Source organism: Zarconia sp. (assembly GCF_057467645.1).
Genome location: NZ_JBRJXU010000147.1, coordinates 145,333 through 160,586 on the forward strand (window position 1 = coordinate 145,333; position 15,254 = coordinate 160,586).

9 protein-coding genes are annotated in these 15,254 nt (G+C 46.6%); 1 reads left to right on the plus strand and 8 read right to left on the minus strand.

The annotated features are described in order from the left end of the window. Positions 1-35 precede the first annotated feature (35 nt). Both fraC and AC2215_RS22670 read right to left on the minus strand, forming a co-directional pair. Positions 36-563 carry a filament integrity protein FraC gene (gene fraC, locus AC2215_RS22665; protein WP_486812287.1) on the minus strand — a complete coding sequence of 176 codons (528 nt, stop codon included), beginning with the start codon at positions 561-563 and terminating at the stop codon, positions 36-38. Between the two features lie 51 nt (positions 564-614). After that, positions 615-1,250 carry a thylakoid membrane photosystem I accumulation factor gene (locus AC2215_RS22670; RefSeq protein WP_486812288.1) on the minus strand — a complete coding sequence of 212 codons (636 nt, stop codon included), beginning with the start codon at positions 1,248-1,250 and terminating at the stop codon, positions 615-617. Positions 1,251-1,750: 500 nt separating this feature from the next. Here AC2215_RS22670 and AC2215_RS22675 point away from each other — a divergent pair, with 500 nt between their 5' ends. After that, positions 1,751-3,364 (plus strand): NAD(P)H-quinone oxidoreductase subunit 4, encoded by a 1,614-nt coding sequence (locus AC2215_RS22675; RefSeq protein WP_486812289.1) that lies wholly within the window; start codon positions 1,751-1,753, stop codon positions 3,362-3,364. 237 nt (positions 3,365-3,601) lie between these two features. Here the strand turns inward: AC2215_RS22675 and AC2215_RS22680 are convergent, their stop codons facing one another. The 6 genes from AC2215_RS22680 to AC2215_RS22705 form a co-directional block, all read right to left on the minus strand. Further along, positions 3,602-4,894 carry a glutamyl-tRNA reductase gene (locus AC2215_RS22680; RefSeq protein WP_486812290.1) on the minus strand — a complete coding sequence of 431 codons (1,293 nt, stop codon included), beginning with the start codon at positions 4,892-4,894 and terminating at the stop codon, positions 3,602-3,604. A gap of 171 nt (positions 4,895-5,065) precedes the next feature. Then, entirely contained in the window at positions 5,066-6,103 is a 1,038-nt protein-coding gene (gene glpX, locus AC2215_RS22685; RefSeq protein ID WP_486812291.1) for a class II fructose-bisphosphatase, read from the minus strand. 297 nt (positions 6,104-6,400) lie between these two features. Further along, entirely contained in the window at positions 6,401-9,946 is a 3,546-nt protein-coding gene (locus AC2215_RS22690) for a tetratricopeptide repeat protein (RefSeq protein WP_486812292.1), read from the minus strand. 385 nt (positions 9,947-10,331) lie between these two features. After that, positions 10,332-11,321, minus strand: a complete 990-nt coding sequence (locus tag AC2215_RS22695; RefSeq protein ID WP_486812293.1) for a Hint domain-containing protein — start codon at positions 11,319-11,321, stop codon at positions 10,332-10,334. A 905-nt stretch (positions 11,322-12,226) separates the two neighbouring features. After that, positions 12,227-13,192, minus strand: a complete 966-nt coding sequence (locus tag AC2215_RS22700) for a Hint domain-containing protein (protein ID WP_486812294.1) — start codon at positions 13,190-13,192, stop codon at positions 12,227-12,229. 942 nt (positions 13,193-14,134) lie between these two features. Then, positions 14,135-15,235 carry a Hint domain-containing protein gene (locus tag AC2215_RS22705; RefSeq protein WP_486812295.1) on the minus strand — a complete coding sequence of 367 codons (1,101 nt, stop codon included), beginning with the start codon at positions 15,233-15,235 and terminating at the stop codon, positions 14,135-14,137. Positions 15,236-15,254: the final 19 nt, after the last annotated feature.

The following is a 15,254-nucleotide window of genomic DNA, read 5'->3' on the forward strand; positions in this document are numbered from 1 at the left end:
TTGGAGATGAGAGACGAGAATGATTCGTCTGCCAATTACGTTCTCAGGAATTGGAGGTTTAAAATGACTAAAATTACCAGTATCGCACTATGGCTTAACCCGTGAGCCGCTAAAATTGCTAAGGTTTGCTCCCGACGAATCACCATCCGCTTGTGACGTTGAATGACGCGACCTTGCTGTACGATTCGACTGGGAATCGTGCCGGTGAGTTGCAAAAGATAAAGCGCTTGAACTTTGACTTCGAGAGTGATAAAAAAGATGGCAAATCCGATGACGATCGCCCAAAATTCAAACACTTGGGAAGCACTACTCGAGAGCTTGCCAATCAAAATATAGTGAATGAGTTGATTTTTGACGGGAGGGGGTAAAAACTCCGGTTCGACGGCGAAGAAAGCCAACCAGCTAATCACAACCGAGAGCAGGTTGATGATGGCTGCATAGATAACGCTGAGTTGGCGGGGTAAATTCAGGCGGTTGCGCAACACCCAAGACTCGATGGCAATAGTCACGAGTAGCAGGAGGGTTTGCAATAAAAAGGTTTTGAGGGGAAAAATAGAGGACACTGTTCGATCTCCAAGTCGGGTGGGAAAGGGGCGATCGCCATTTCAACCGCACTAGCGCTGGATTTCGGCGTTCACTTCATTAATCGGTCGGCGCTTCAACTCCACGGATTCAGAACGGGGCAGCAAGTTGAAGATTTCGCGAAAGCGATCGTCGAGCTTTTCAAATTCTACGATTCCACTTTCATTGAGGAGGACGTTTCCGGCAGTATCGAACAACACGGTTTGGGGAACCACGCCTCGATAGTAATATCCCGGTTCGTTGGTGGCGTACTCCGATTTGGGGACGATCGCATCGACGTTGATGGGAACGATATTGGTGTAGCGGCCGTAAAATGCTTGCAGCTGGGAAATCGTCGCCGAGAAGACTTTGCAATCTTCACTATCTTCAACGTACAGCGTCAGCAACGTCGGGCGTTCTGTTTGCTTGAGCGAATCTTTTAAATTCACTTTGGGTGGAATTAAAGAACCATTACCCGCATACAAGGCAAAGATATTGCCATCGAAGTTATCGTCGTGCAAACCGGCTAAGGCAGTCGGCGGTGCGATCGTGCATCCGACAACCAGAACGATCGCCGCGACGATGGCCATGACAAGGGAGCGCCAGGAATGCGATCGCATCTGCATTACCGCGCGCAGACGGGAATAAGGTTGACTCAGACGGCGCGATCGCCCTTGGGAAATACTCATATATATCGTAACGATCTGCGATCGATCTGGGGGATTGCGTCTGGCGCGATTGTCAGGGCGACTTTACACCAGAACCAGCCCTCATTTTACCCCTGTCGGTCGATCGGGAACAGAGGTCTTTACCCAAGTCGGGAATGGGGTGTGGGGTGTGGGGAATGGGATGTGAGTTAGTCGAGCCGTTGGAGCATGAGTCGGTCATCGGAAACCGTCTAGATCTCGAGATTCAATCGAGGGACAAGACTAAATATGGGGCTTGACCCACCCAAAATTTCCTGAACCTTTCACCAATGAGTGTGGAGTGATGGGAGAGCTGGGGGAGAAATGGGAGCCAGGAATTGCGATCGACGACTCTTTTGGGAGCGTTACAGAGCTTTACAATTCGATCGCATGATGGTGATTTTTGTAAAATTTCTACAAAATCGTAATAAAACTTTGCGGAAATTCATTTGCTTTAATAGAATAAGTATATCAGTAAGTATTTGTTCTCATTGGTGAATGTGATGGCCTTTCCCTGGCTAACAGCCATAATTCTGCTACCCTTGCTGGCAACCGCTGCCATTCCGATTATTCCGGACAAAAATGGCAAAACCCTTCGTTGGTATGCCCTAGGCATTGGTTTACTCGACTTTCTCCTCACCCTCTACACCGTCTGGCAGCACTACGATTTTCAGAACTCTGGCTTTCAGCTCGTCGAACGCTATGCCTGGGTTCCGCAAATCGGTTTGAACTGGTCGGTGGCCGTAGATGGTTTATCCGTTCCCCTGATCGTTCTCACGGGACTGGTGAACACCCTAGCCATTTGCGCTGCCTGGAATGTCGAGCGCAAACCCCGCCTGTTTTACTTCCTGATGCTGGTGCTATACAGCGCCCAAATGGGAGTCTTCGTCGCTCAGGATATGCTGCTCTTCTTCCTCATGTGGGAAATCGAGCTAGTTCCCGTCTACCTACTCATTTCCATCTGGGGCGGTCCCAAGCGTCTTTACGCTGCAACCAAGTTTATTCTTTACACTGCTTTAGCATCTATCTTTATTCTGGTCGCTTCTCTCGGTTTAGCCTTCTACGGTGGCAACGTCACCTTCGATATGGCCGAGCTAGGAACGAAGCACTACCCAATCTTATTTGAACTACTTGCATACGCAGGATTCTTAATTGCCTTCGGGGTAAAGCTGCCCATCTTCCCCCTCCACACCTGGTTGCCCGACGCTCACGGTGAAGCTTCTGCTCCGGTGTCGATGATTTTGGCCGGCATTCTCCTCAAAATGGGTGGCTACGCCCTCATCCGCCTGAATCTGGAAGTGCTACCGAACGCCCACATTTACTTTGCTCCGGCCCTGGTGGTTCTCGGTGTGGTCAATATCGTTTACGGCGCGTTCACCGCGTTTGCTCAGGATAACCTGAAGCGGCGGTTGGCTTACTCTTCCATTTCTCACATGGGCTTCGTGATGGTCGGTATCGGCTCGTTTACCGATGTCGGTCTCAACGGCGCGATTTTACAGATGATTTCCCACGGCTTGATTGCAGCGTTGCTGTTCTTCCTGGCGGGGGTAACCTACGAACGCACCCACACCCTCTGGATGGAAAAAATGGGGGGTTTGGCAACGGTGATGCCCAAGACCTTTGCCCTCTTCACCACTGGCGCGATGGCTTCTCTGGCCCTACCGGGAATGAGTGGGTTTATCGGCGAACTGACGGTATTTCTCGGCATTGCCACCAGCGACGTTTACAGCACCTCCTTTAAAGTGATGGCGGTACTGCTTTCGGCAGTGGGTTTGATTGTGACACCCATTTACTTGCTCTCCATGTTGCGGCGCGTCTTCTACGGTAAGGAGCAAGTCTCGACTTCTATCGATCCCTGGATGGATCTCAAACCCCGCGAATTGATGGTGGCGACTTGCTTGGTGCTACCGATTGTCGGGATCGGCTTCTATCCGAAAATTGCCACCCAAACCTACGATGTGAAAACTGTGGAAGTGGCAAGTGAAGTCCGCGGTGCGGTGCCGATGTTTGCCCAACGGCGCGATCGCGATCGCATCTTCTCGGGTGGATTCTTCGCCCCGGAACTGCGCAATTCTCAAGGTCTGTTGAGCGTTTCGGATATTGGCAAGGGCGCTTAAAGATACCCAACCCGCACGCTTAATAAGTCCGTAAATCGAAAAAGGGGACGCGCGATCGGCGTCTCCTTTTTCCGTTAGAAAAACTTTTAAATTCCCAAGATAATTCAATCGAGCAAGTCTCGAGATTCGCTCGTTATAGAACTGTCTATCTCCCCAACAAGATTTGAATTGGATGAAACGTTTTTAAGTTCCTAAAACTTCCCAATCAAGCCATTGTCAATTGTCAATTGTCAATTGCTAGTACGTCTTCTCCAATTTCCCCTCTTCCAAGTTAAATAGCAAGTGGAGGGTTTGCATGGCGCGACGGCGAGCTTCGATGTCCTGCTGTGCGCGCAGTTGCACCATCGGATCGTGGAGGATTTTATTCACGATCCCTCGGGTCAGGGCTTCGATGACTTCTTGATGCTTCTCGGCAAATTCGACCCCCAGACGGGAGAGGGCTTTTTCCAATTCCTGCTCGCGAATCGTTTCGACTTTCTTGCGCAGACTGCTGATGGTGGGAACGGTTTCAAGCGATCGCAGCCAAACTTCAAAGGCTTCGACTTCCTCATCGAGGAGGGCTTCGGCTTCCATAGCCATTTGCCGGCGACTTTCTTGGTTTTGCGCCACCACGGCTTTCAAGTTATCGACGTTAAAGGCTTGGACGTTCGCCAGTTCGTTGGCATCGGCCGCCACGTTCCGGGGAACGGAAATATCGAAGAGCATCAAATTATGAGCCGCGGGTAAGACAGCTTCGAGTTTGGCGCGATCGATAAGCGGTTCCGTGGAGGCGGTACTGGTAAACACGATATCAGAGGCGGCAACCACCGACATCATATTGTCGAGAGAATGGAGTTGCAGTTGGGCATCGCTAAATCGATTCGCTAACTCTTGCGCGCGTTTAGGCGATCGATTGAGGATGGCTATTTGGGTGGCACCTTTGGCAATCAGGTGTTGCACCAACAACCGAGCCATTTTCCCCGCACCAATGATGGCGACGCGACACAGGGATAAATTTTCTGCTTCGAGTTGTGCCAGTTCCACCGCCGCAGAACTGATGGAGACGGCACCGGTACCGATGCTGGTTTCCGTACGCACCCGTTTGCCGGCACCGATGGCTTTTTTGAAGAGTTGGTTGAGGATGCGCCCGACGCCTTTGTGTTGCTGACCGAGTTTGTAGGTTTGTTTGACTTGAGCGAGGATTTGTCCTTCCCCGAGAACCAAACTTTCTAAACCGGCACCAACGCGCATCAAGTGCATCACCGCATCTTCGTGGAGCAAGATGAATAGATGCGATCGCAACTGGGAGAGGGGAACTTGACTCGATTCGGACAGAAACTGAGTGACTTCGAGAACGCCGGGTTCGGTTTCGGTGGTGACGACGTAAATTTCGAGGCGATTGCAGGTGCTGAGGATCGCAACTTCTTCGATGTGGGGATAACTGAGAAGTTGGGCGATCGCCTGCTCGATTTGAGGCTCTGGAATGCTGAGTTTTTCTCGAACTTCGACGGGGGTGGTTTTATGGCTCAGACCAATAACAGCGATATTCATAAAATCATTGCTTGTTAAGGACGGTGTTTTAAATGGTGTCGATGGTTTTTTGTATTTTTTTTTAAGGGGATCGATGGATTTTTATGACTTGAAATCGAGTCATTTGCCCTCGAAAAATCGATACATTATTGATACATCAATGGCAAATGACCCGCAACTCAAAAAAAGAGATTAATGCAACTGCAAATACTTGGGAGCGTCAGACAGGTGAATGGTATCGACAAAACGAGCCGTTTTCGATTGGCTCGAAATCACCAAACTTTGCGTGCGAGCGCCACCGTGGAAGAAGCGAACCCCTTCCATCAAGGTGCCGGGGGTAATTCCGCAGGCAGCAAACAGCACCGTTTCGCCACAGGCTAGCTCTTCAGCACTGTAGACGCGATCGGGATCGGTAATGCCCATTTCCGTCAAACGGGCGAGGTTGCTTTCCCGGCTTTCACCAATCAGACCGGTTTTCACGATCGCCGGATCGTAAATCAGTTGCCCTTGGAAGTGTCCGCCCAAGCAGCGCATGGCAGCCGCCGAAATAACCCCTTCAGGAGCCGCACCGATCCCCATCAGCGCGTGAATGCTGGTACCGGCAAAGGCGCAAGAAATCGCAGCGGATACGTCTCCATCGCTAATCAGGCGGACTCGCGCGCCGGCGGCCCGAATTTCAGCGATCAAGTCTTTGTGACGGGGACGATCCATCACCACCACCACCAACTCTTCAATCGATCGCTCCAAGCAATCGGAGAGGATGTTTAGATTTTCCGTGGCCGTCTTATTAATATCGACGTGATTTTTAGCAGCTGGGGGAGCCGCTAATTTTTTCATATAGAAGTCGGGAGCCGCGAACAATCCGCCTTTTTCGGAGATCGCCAATACCGCCATCGAACCGTTTTGTCCGTAGGCAACCAGGTTCGTACCTTCACAGGGATCGACGGCAATATCGATTTCTAGTAATTCGTCGGGGTTGCAATATTCTTTGGCATCTTCCTGGGTGCAAATCCCCACTTCTTCGCCAATATAGAGCATGGGGGCGTCGTCCCGTTCCCCTTCTCCAATGACGATGCGTCCGCGCATATAAATCTTATTCATCCGCTCTCGCATGGCTTCCACAGCCACTTCGTCAGCGGTGTCTTTCTCGCCTTTTCCCATCCATTTGGCGCTGGCGATCGCAGCCTTTTCTACGACTTCAATAATCTCTAATCCAAGGGTTGCGTCCACGAAGTCTGTCCTCCGAAGTGCTTGTAATGTTTATTTATCGGGCGTTCCCAGTGTATAAGTTTATCAGAGGGCGGATACCCGTGGAGATGTGGACTTGTCTGTATTTATGTTAAGTTTTGCGTCTGGAGAGAATTTAAGCAATATTTAAAAGGAGTTGAACCTGGAGAGAGAGAAGGTTTGTCTCTTCCAATCTTGGCACGATAATTGAGGAAACGTTACTCTGCGATCGGATGAAGTTATCGTTGTTTTTCGGTCGATGTAAGTTTCAATCTAAGTTTCAATCCTTGGCTCTGAAATTTAGACCGCCAATTCCTCGAAGATTTGCGTCACTTTGATTCTTCGTTGATAAGCATTATTTTGCCAGCTTTTATCGGTTTTCTTATACGCCAAGGGGGTATGCTGACTAATCATTTTCCTTAACTGAGATTGAGACAACACCAACAATCGAGGCCACATTTGATAGTTGTCATACGTCAGATACGGAACTAAGCCGCTACACACCGCAGAGGTCATCAAGCCTGGACCCGTGGCAAACCAAGGACTTTCGTTGCAGTAGTCGAGTAAATTAGTGATAGCTTGGTGAAAAGCGATCCGAATGATAGTTTGACCGGGAATACAGCCTAAAAAGTTATTGCCAATGCACGAAAAATCTTCTTGAAGTACCACTAATTCTGGACTGTACTCGAGAATGGTATCGAGGGATTGACGACATACATCGTCTGCATCTGCATAAAACCCACCCATTTTATTGAGATAGGCGAGTCTAAAAAAGTCGGCTTGAGTGGCAGGTTGGTCGCAATTTGAGAAAGCTTTGAGTGCTTTGGCGTCGTAATGTTCTTGTAAAAACGCAATGGCGGTCTCAATGGAAAAACGAGTATATTCATAGTCTGGATTTCGATCGATCCAGCTTTGACAGATTCTTTGAACTTCTTTTGGGGGTGTGGGATCGTCCCAAAACTGAACGATACGTTTAGGAATCGAAGAAAAGCTCGTTGCCTCAGCGGATAATTCTTGTTGCAGCTCTTCAAAAATGCCTTGTTCTCTTAATTCTCTGGCTAAATAAAGAGCGCTGCCTAGGTAAGTGGGTTCTTGAGACAGAAGACTGCCCAACGCTAAGATTCGATCGTATCCTTGCTTTTCTTTTGTTTCTATCAGTTGTTTGAGCAATGGAGGATTAATCTGCAATTCATTAATCAGCATTGCCGGATGGCTTTTCAACGGAACGGCTGCTTTCCCTGGGGGGGTTTTGAGATTTAGTTCTTCCGTGGCAATTTTTAATTCTTGTCGAGCCTCATTGATACGGCTATCGAGCATTAACAGCGTAGCAAGGCGATTTCGTTCTCCAATAGCAGTCGGTGCAAGTGTAATAGCTTTGCGTAAGTGTTCTTCCGCTTTCGGGTAATTATATTGATGGAAATAGAGATTTGCTCGATTTTGTTCGGTTTTTCGGATCCAATCTTGATTATCTGTTGAAATACTATCGAGAACCTCAAATGCCGCCGGATAGTCTCCATCTCCCATCTCGACTCGGCACAGTTGCCATCGTAGTGGTACGTTATCGGGAAATGTCTTCAGTGCATCTAAGAGTCGCTTTCGAGCGAGATCTAGATTGCTCGCACGGATTTGTAAGTCAATTAATTTAATCAGAATTGGAATAGAGTTGGGAATTTTGACCTGAGCCTCTTGCAGTAACTCCATAGCGGCTTCGCTTTCTCCTTCCAGAGACATGACATTGGCTAACGCACAATATCCTCCAGGATGGTAGGGATATTCTTGAGTTGCTTTTTCATACCACTGCCGTGCGGCTTCCCATTCTTCTAGAGCTTGGTTGAGTGCTCCAAGTTGCATGAAAACCAGGGAATTCGATCCCAATAATCGATCCGTTTTTTCCAAAAGCGCGATCGCACTTTCCACTTGACCGGATTGACTGTACACTCGAGCGAGTTCTATCCTAGCATTGAGATTCTTGGGTTCTGTTGATAATATACGTTTGTATATATTGGCGGCTTCGGCGAGATTGGGCTGTTTCTGTAAAATATTCCCTTTCACCATCTGAGCGCGACGGTATTCGGGAAATTCTTCGATGATTCGATCGATTTTTTGAATCGCTTCATCAAAATGACCTAAATCTCTTAATTCTTCAACCGCTAAAATTTGGATATCTAAAGATTGGGTGAGTGTAGAGGTTTTCTCTTGCGCTAAATCAAACCACTCTAATGCTTTTGCTCTAGACCCGAGTTTCCGTTCTAGCTGACCCAACTTAATCAAGACTCGCGGTTCTTCTGGATAGCTTTTTTGGAGTAGCTTGAGATAATTTCGAGCAGCATCGAAACGTCCCAACTCGCATAAAATATCCCCCTGACTCAAACGTGGCTCAATTCGATCGGGATGATGTTCGATGACAGCTTGAAAGCGCTCCATAGCCGTCTCTAACTTTTGTTGTTTTTGCTCGAGTTGACCGAGCTGCATCAGAGCATGAAAATGATTGGGGTGATATTCTAAGGTCGTCTGTATTTGTTGTTGGGCAGCTTCTAAATCTCCGCCATCTCGGAGTTCGGTGGCAACCTTAAGATTTGCCCATAAATTTTGCGGATCGAGTTCTAAAGCTTGTCGATAGGATTTAAGGGCTTGGGTTCGGTCTTGCTCTTTTCGATATAGATCGCCCAATTTTTTCAAAATCTGAGTATCATCGGGATTTGACTCTCGAATCACTTCCAAATGCTCGATCGCTTCTTGAGTTTGACCGCATTCACTCAAACAAGTCGCTAATTCTAAATAAGGGTGAATTTTATTCGGGTCAATTCTTATGAGTTCTTGATAAATATCTGCGGCAGTCTTAAATTCTAGCTTAATCTTTAGAAGCGACGCATAAATTAATTTTGCTCGAGGATCGTTCGGGAACTCTTGTAAGATTGGTGTTATTTTTTCAACGGCTGCATCGATTTCACCTAACCCTCGCAACTCTTCAATTGCATGAAGTCGATCGTTATTCGTTTGAGATGAATTGGAAGCAGCTTCACTCCCAAGGGAATACCATTTTAAAGCTTGCTCCCGATCGAGTCTTTGTCGTTCTAAATGACCCAGTTGCATCAGAACTTCAAAACGATTCGGATATTTTTCTAAAAGCTGAATGAGGCGAGCGCGAGCTTCTTCTAGTTGTTGAGTATTTCGGAGAATTTCGGCAATTTTTAATTCTGGCTGAATTTTATTGGGATGATGTTCGCTGGCTTGTTTAAAATAAGCTAATGCTTGTTCTGGCTGTTGCTGCTTTTGCTCTAGTTCTCCCAACTTCACCAAAACATCTAAATGAGTTGGAGCATATTCAAGGGCTTGTTTGAGTTGTCGTTCGGCTTCGTCAAATCTTTCAAGAAATGTTAGCTCCCTAGCAACCCTTATATGATTCCAAATTGACTGAGGTTTTAATTCTAAAGCTTTTTGAAAAACCTCTAAGGCTTCTTCTCTCTTCTGTTGCTTCCGATAGAGTTCTCCCTGTTTTAACAAAGCTCCTTCTTGTTTGGGATTAATTTTTAATATTTTGTCAATTGTTGTCTGGCAATCATCAACTTGATTCAAGGCAAGTTGCTCGGTCGCTAACTCTAAATTGAGACTTTGATGATGTGGGGCAAATGTGAGGGCTTCGGTAAAAGTACTCAAAGCTAATTGCCGATCGCCCCTTCGACGATGGATGCGCCCCAGTTCTATCCATCCAGGTATAAACTTCGGTTCTTCTTTTAACAGGTCTTGGAGTTGGGCGATCGCCTCGGGAGTGTCGCCTCGTTTTTTGATATCGGCTAAATGCTCTTGTTCCTGAGAGTTAGAGGGATGATTAGAGGGATTACTCATAACAAATATCTCATGCAAAATATATTGAAGAACAACTCCAGCCTTTACTCGAGCGTTTTGTGTCAGAGAGTTATATTGTTGTATCTCTAGACTCTATACCTCGATCGCATGGTCTCCCGGTCACCAATAACGATATTACTTATATTAGAAGTCTCTCGATTTCCTTCACGACATCGAGCTTCCACGATTTATACTTATTCTGTACTCAGAGAGTCGACACTGCTAACTTGCTCTATCTCTCATTATTATCGCTTGTTTCCGAGCGATCGCTCTCATGAAGTACAAAAACCTGCCGCTACTTATCAATAACGGCAGGAGGAAGATAGAAGCTCTCATTCTAATCATCTATAGATTGCAAAAGAGCAAGCAATTTTCATCGAGGAATTTAAGCGGTCAACACTTCCACTTTACCTTCGAGTTGATTAGCAATCTGCATCAACTTCTGAGAGACAAAACGAGGAACTTTATTCTTGCTGCTCACCCGAGGATAATCCAGAGGCCACAGCATTAATTTGCTGCCGTGGGGATATAACTCCTCGTACTCCGCCCCATTGTCGTAGAGAGAGCGGTCTTCCTTTTGGGGGAAAAAGCTCTCGGCTGGAACGCCTTCAGCATCGAGCAGTGCGTGATTTTCCAGTTCGACGTGGTAGTAGGTGTATTGAGTGGGATAGGTTTTGACGATCGAGACGCCGTTTTCGAGTGCTCCAGCGTTGATGAGCAACCCGTCGATGAGTACCGCGTGGTCTGGGGAAACGAAGAGATCGCGACTGGGAGTATTTTCACCTAAAGCCCCAGCTTTGATTTGAATGGGGAGGGAACGCAACGGATGAGCGGTGAAACGATGGCGAGTTTGCGTACCAATCCACTTGATGGGTTCTAATTTACCATCGAAGGTTTTGACTTTATCGCCAATGTTCAAGTCTTCAACTTGACGATATCCATCTTCGGTGAGGACATTTGTTCCTTCCAGGAAGCATTCGTCAATAATGACGAAATCCGTAATCGGACTCGATCCGGACTCAAAAGTGAAATTTGTTCCTTCAAGGTTGACGATAAATAACCGAAGGGTTTCGTCAGGTTCGGGTCCTACGTCATCAAGACTAGGAGTGATGGTGATAGAGTTTGACTCACCATAGCCAGAAAAGCTAACGCTGCCACTGGTACCATCAGAAAAATCCACATCTCCAGAGCTAGCACCATCTGTTAATGATGCTGCGAATTCCCAGTCAAAAGAGTGATCGGGGGTAGCTGGATCGCCTGCTTCTGAATTTAAAGTAAAGGTAACTTCATAGTATCCGTCACCTTCTCTTCCCTCTTCAGCTTCTGGATCCATCTCTGTAAAAACCCAATTCCTTGTAATACTTAGCTGTGCCATAGTTGCTGCTCCTTAATATTAGGTAAACGAACGAATTTTATGAATTCAATTGTTCATCAAAACTCAGTCAAGTTTATCGAATAACTTGACTCTTCGCAGAAGCACTTTTGATGACGAAAAATTGATTAATTTCTACCTTCACATCATAGTGAAGGTGTAACTGAGCTTGATTTTTGGGACAAGTTTGGTCGCGATAATGCCCCGCATCAATACTAGTGCAAGAGATTTATTATTATGATTATTGCTTCAAAAGCATGATGTCAAGTTCGCAGGAAAATTTAATTAAACCCTTACATAAAAAAAAGCTACAGTAAAGATTTAATTGCTTGACTTGACTTGTCGATCGAATACATCTACGCTGCTGTATCGATTCTACTGTCTCGTAGCTTCAAGCCGATTGGTTATATAGCTCTCAGTGAGACAGGATTAATGTGGTTGATGTTCGATCGGCTTTAGCGTTGTCTTCTCGGAATATCTTCGATTGCTTGCTATTTAAAGGTTTTTCCGAAATATTACTGAGGTTTTTTAACCTTCCTGCTTATTATGATTTGGATGTCGAGGTTTAGTCAAGTTTACAGAAGAGTTTTATCAAATCTTTAAAATAAGCCGAGTCACCTCTATAGTTTTGCGGATGGGATTTGGCAAGGCGATCGTTATCTTCAAATTTTGTGCATCGATCGCGATCGATGAGATTTCAATTTGTAAACTACGACGTTATTTTTTTGAGCTCGAGCAGGTCCGCGAAATCTCATTGAGGCGAAGGGAAATTCTGAAAAGCCAAAATTCCATGTTGAAGCGTCTGATTCACAACACAAGGTTGCGTGTTTTTACAGACGATCGCCAGCTAATTAATCCGATGAATCAGTTAAGGAGCGATCGCAACAGAACGATCGCTCCCCTGAAATTTAAGCACTCAAGTGAGCGTCTGCATCTTCGAGTTGACCGGCAATCTGCATCAACTTTTGACTGACAAAACGAGGAACCTTATTCTTGCTGCTCACCCGAGGATAATCCAGCGGCCACAGCATTAATTTGCTGCCGTGGGGATACAACTCCTCGTATTCAGCACCGTTGTCGTAAGCCATACGGTCTTCGTTTTGTGGGAAAAAGCTCTCAGCTGGGACACCTTCAGCATCAAGCAGGGCGTGATTTTCCAGTTCGACGTGGTAGTAGGTGTATTGCACCGGATAGGTTTTGACGATGGATACGCCGTTTTCGAGTGCTCCAGCGTTGATGAGCAACCCGTCGATGAGTACCGCGTGGTCTGGGGAAACGAAGAGATCGCGACTGGGGGTATTTTCACCTAAAGCCCCAGCTTTAATTTGAATGGGGAGGGAACGCAACGGATGAGCGGTGAAACGATGGCGAGTTTGTACGCCAATCCACTTGATGGCTTCTAACTGACCGTCAAAAGTTTTGACGTTATCGCCAATTTTCAGATCTTCTACCGGACGATATCCATCTTCGGTAAGGATATGAGTTCCTTCGAGGAAGCATTCTTCAATCTCAAAAACCTGCCCCCTTAATGGTGGTCTGAGCCTTAGGGGGCTACTTCCGTCAGAATTAAAGTAGCGAATCCGAAAGAATTCATCGGGTTCTACTAGACCATCAAGAACAGGACTTCCCAACTCTAGATCGATCGAGTCTCCATAATTGAGACCTGTAAAGTCGATTGTACCTTGTGTCCCGTTAGGCGTATCGAGATCGTTTGGCTGTGCGGAATTCGGATTTCTTGGGAGCAGTATCCACTCAAAGGAGTGATCGGGAGTTGGTGGATCGCCAAATTCTTCGACGATCGTGAACGTTGCAATATAAGGCCCCTCTCCTTCTTGGAGGCTGGTCGTATTATACGCGACTTGTAATCTTGCCATAATTCTTGGATTCCTAAACGTTACACCGATACAGAACCGTCACCATGTCGGTTTTTCGCGACTATTTCGTGACAGCACGGTCAATTTGACCGAACCACTGACCTCTTTGTAGAAGCACCTAGAACTACGCCGTACGATCGCACTACGGATATACCGAAAGAAACAAACAAGCACACAACTCCACTGCATGTGGCTGGAGTTGGAAAATTCCTTGCCAAAGCATACTTACCAAAGGTTTTCAAACTTCGCGAGGATTGTGAGTCAGTTGGTCGAGCGAACTGGGTTTTGAGGGGCAAATTGTGGATTGCAATAATACCCGACCTCAAAACTTTTCAAGGGATTACTGGTCATTGTTAATAGATTGACAAAAATTAGTCAAGTTTACGGAGCGACTTTACGCACTCTTTATATTTTGTCACTCAGAATCCAAAGGTTTACAGAGAAGATTCTGAGGAGCTATTTGTTTGAGAACTTCCTATATCCGTAAAATTTCGCGGTTGGGAAAATTATGTGAATTGGGAAGGTTGCTCGATCGAGTACTTTTCCGGAAAGCTTTTCAAGACATGCAAAATGGAGGCTAGATCGTAATGCAACACTCACCTAAACGGAATCTCAACGACTAATCTTTCAATTTGTAAAGTACGAAGTTATTTTTTTTGAGTCGAACCTGACCGCGAAATCCCATTGAGGTGAAGGGATATTCTGAAACGCAAAAATTCCATCTCGAAGTGTTCGATGAAGCAATTTTCCTGTCTAAATGTACGATCCGATACGACATGGAGCGATCGTGTATGTGCGATCGCTCCTTTGGAGTTGAAGAGATTTAAGTTGAAGAGAGTTGAGGGATGGGCGGGAAAATAACGTACCCACGTAGGGGTCAAGGGCCCTTGACCCCTACCGTATATCTAGAACAAGCAGGTACCTTATTTCTTTGCAAGTCCCTTAGGCACTCAATTGAGCCGTTTCTCCTTCGAGTTGACCGGCAATTTGCATCAACTTTTGACGCACGAAACGAGGAACTTTGCTCTTGCTGCTCACCCGAGGATAATCCATCGGCCACAGCATTAACTTGCTACCGTGGGGATACAATTCCTCGTACTCCGCACCGTTGTCATACACTAAACGGTCTTCGTTTTGAGGCATATAGCTTTCTGCAAAAGTGCCTTCGGCCACCAATAGTGCGTGATTGTCCAGTTCGATGTGGTGGTAAACAAAAGTTTCGGTGGGTTGGGTTTTGACGATGCTAATGTCGTTAACCAACGCACCGGCATTAATGAGCAATCCATCGACGAGTAATGCATGGTCGGGAGAGATAAATAAGTCCCGAGTGGGGGTATTCTCTCCCAAGGCACCGGCTTTGATTTGGACGGGATTGCCGCGAAGGGGATTGAGGATTTCACTCGGGTTGATGGTTTGATAACCAATCCACTTGACTGCTTCGATTTTGCCGTCGGCGGTTTGAACGCGATCGCCTATTTCTAATTCTTCGACGAGTTGGTCGCCATTTTCTGTGAGGATGCGAGTACCCGTCAGGAAGCACTCTGGGGTGGGTGCTGCAACGACAAATGTGTCAGAACCATCGGGAGACCGTTGAATTGATAAACCGTCAGTATCTGTAAAGAAGTCGTCAACATCAGCACCAGCAGGAATATCATTATTGTTTTGAGCGTTGTAGACCGCAGCAATGGTGTTTGTCCCATCACTGAGAATTACTTCGTCTCCGGTATTGTTCCATAGCGCATTCGGGCCGAACGAATAAACCCAGGAAGGTTGTGGTTCGGGACTATTCCAACGAGTGACAATAACGATATGCTCTCCAGCTGGGATCGTCGTCCCCGCAGGAAATGTAAATGTAGAAACGTCACCATCACTGAGCGTCCAGCCGGAAATATCTACATCTGCACCGCTGGTGTTGTATAACTCAACAAATTCATCGCTGTCCTCAACAACTCCATCCATATCGGTATCAAAGTTGTTGCCACCAGCGCTACTGGGATCGGCTAGGATTTCATTAATGACAATCCCATTTAAACTTGCCGCCATAATTTATCTCCTTTTGAAA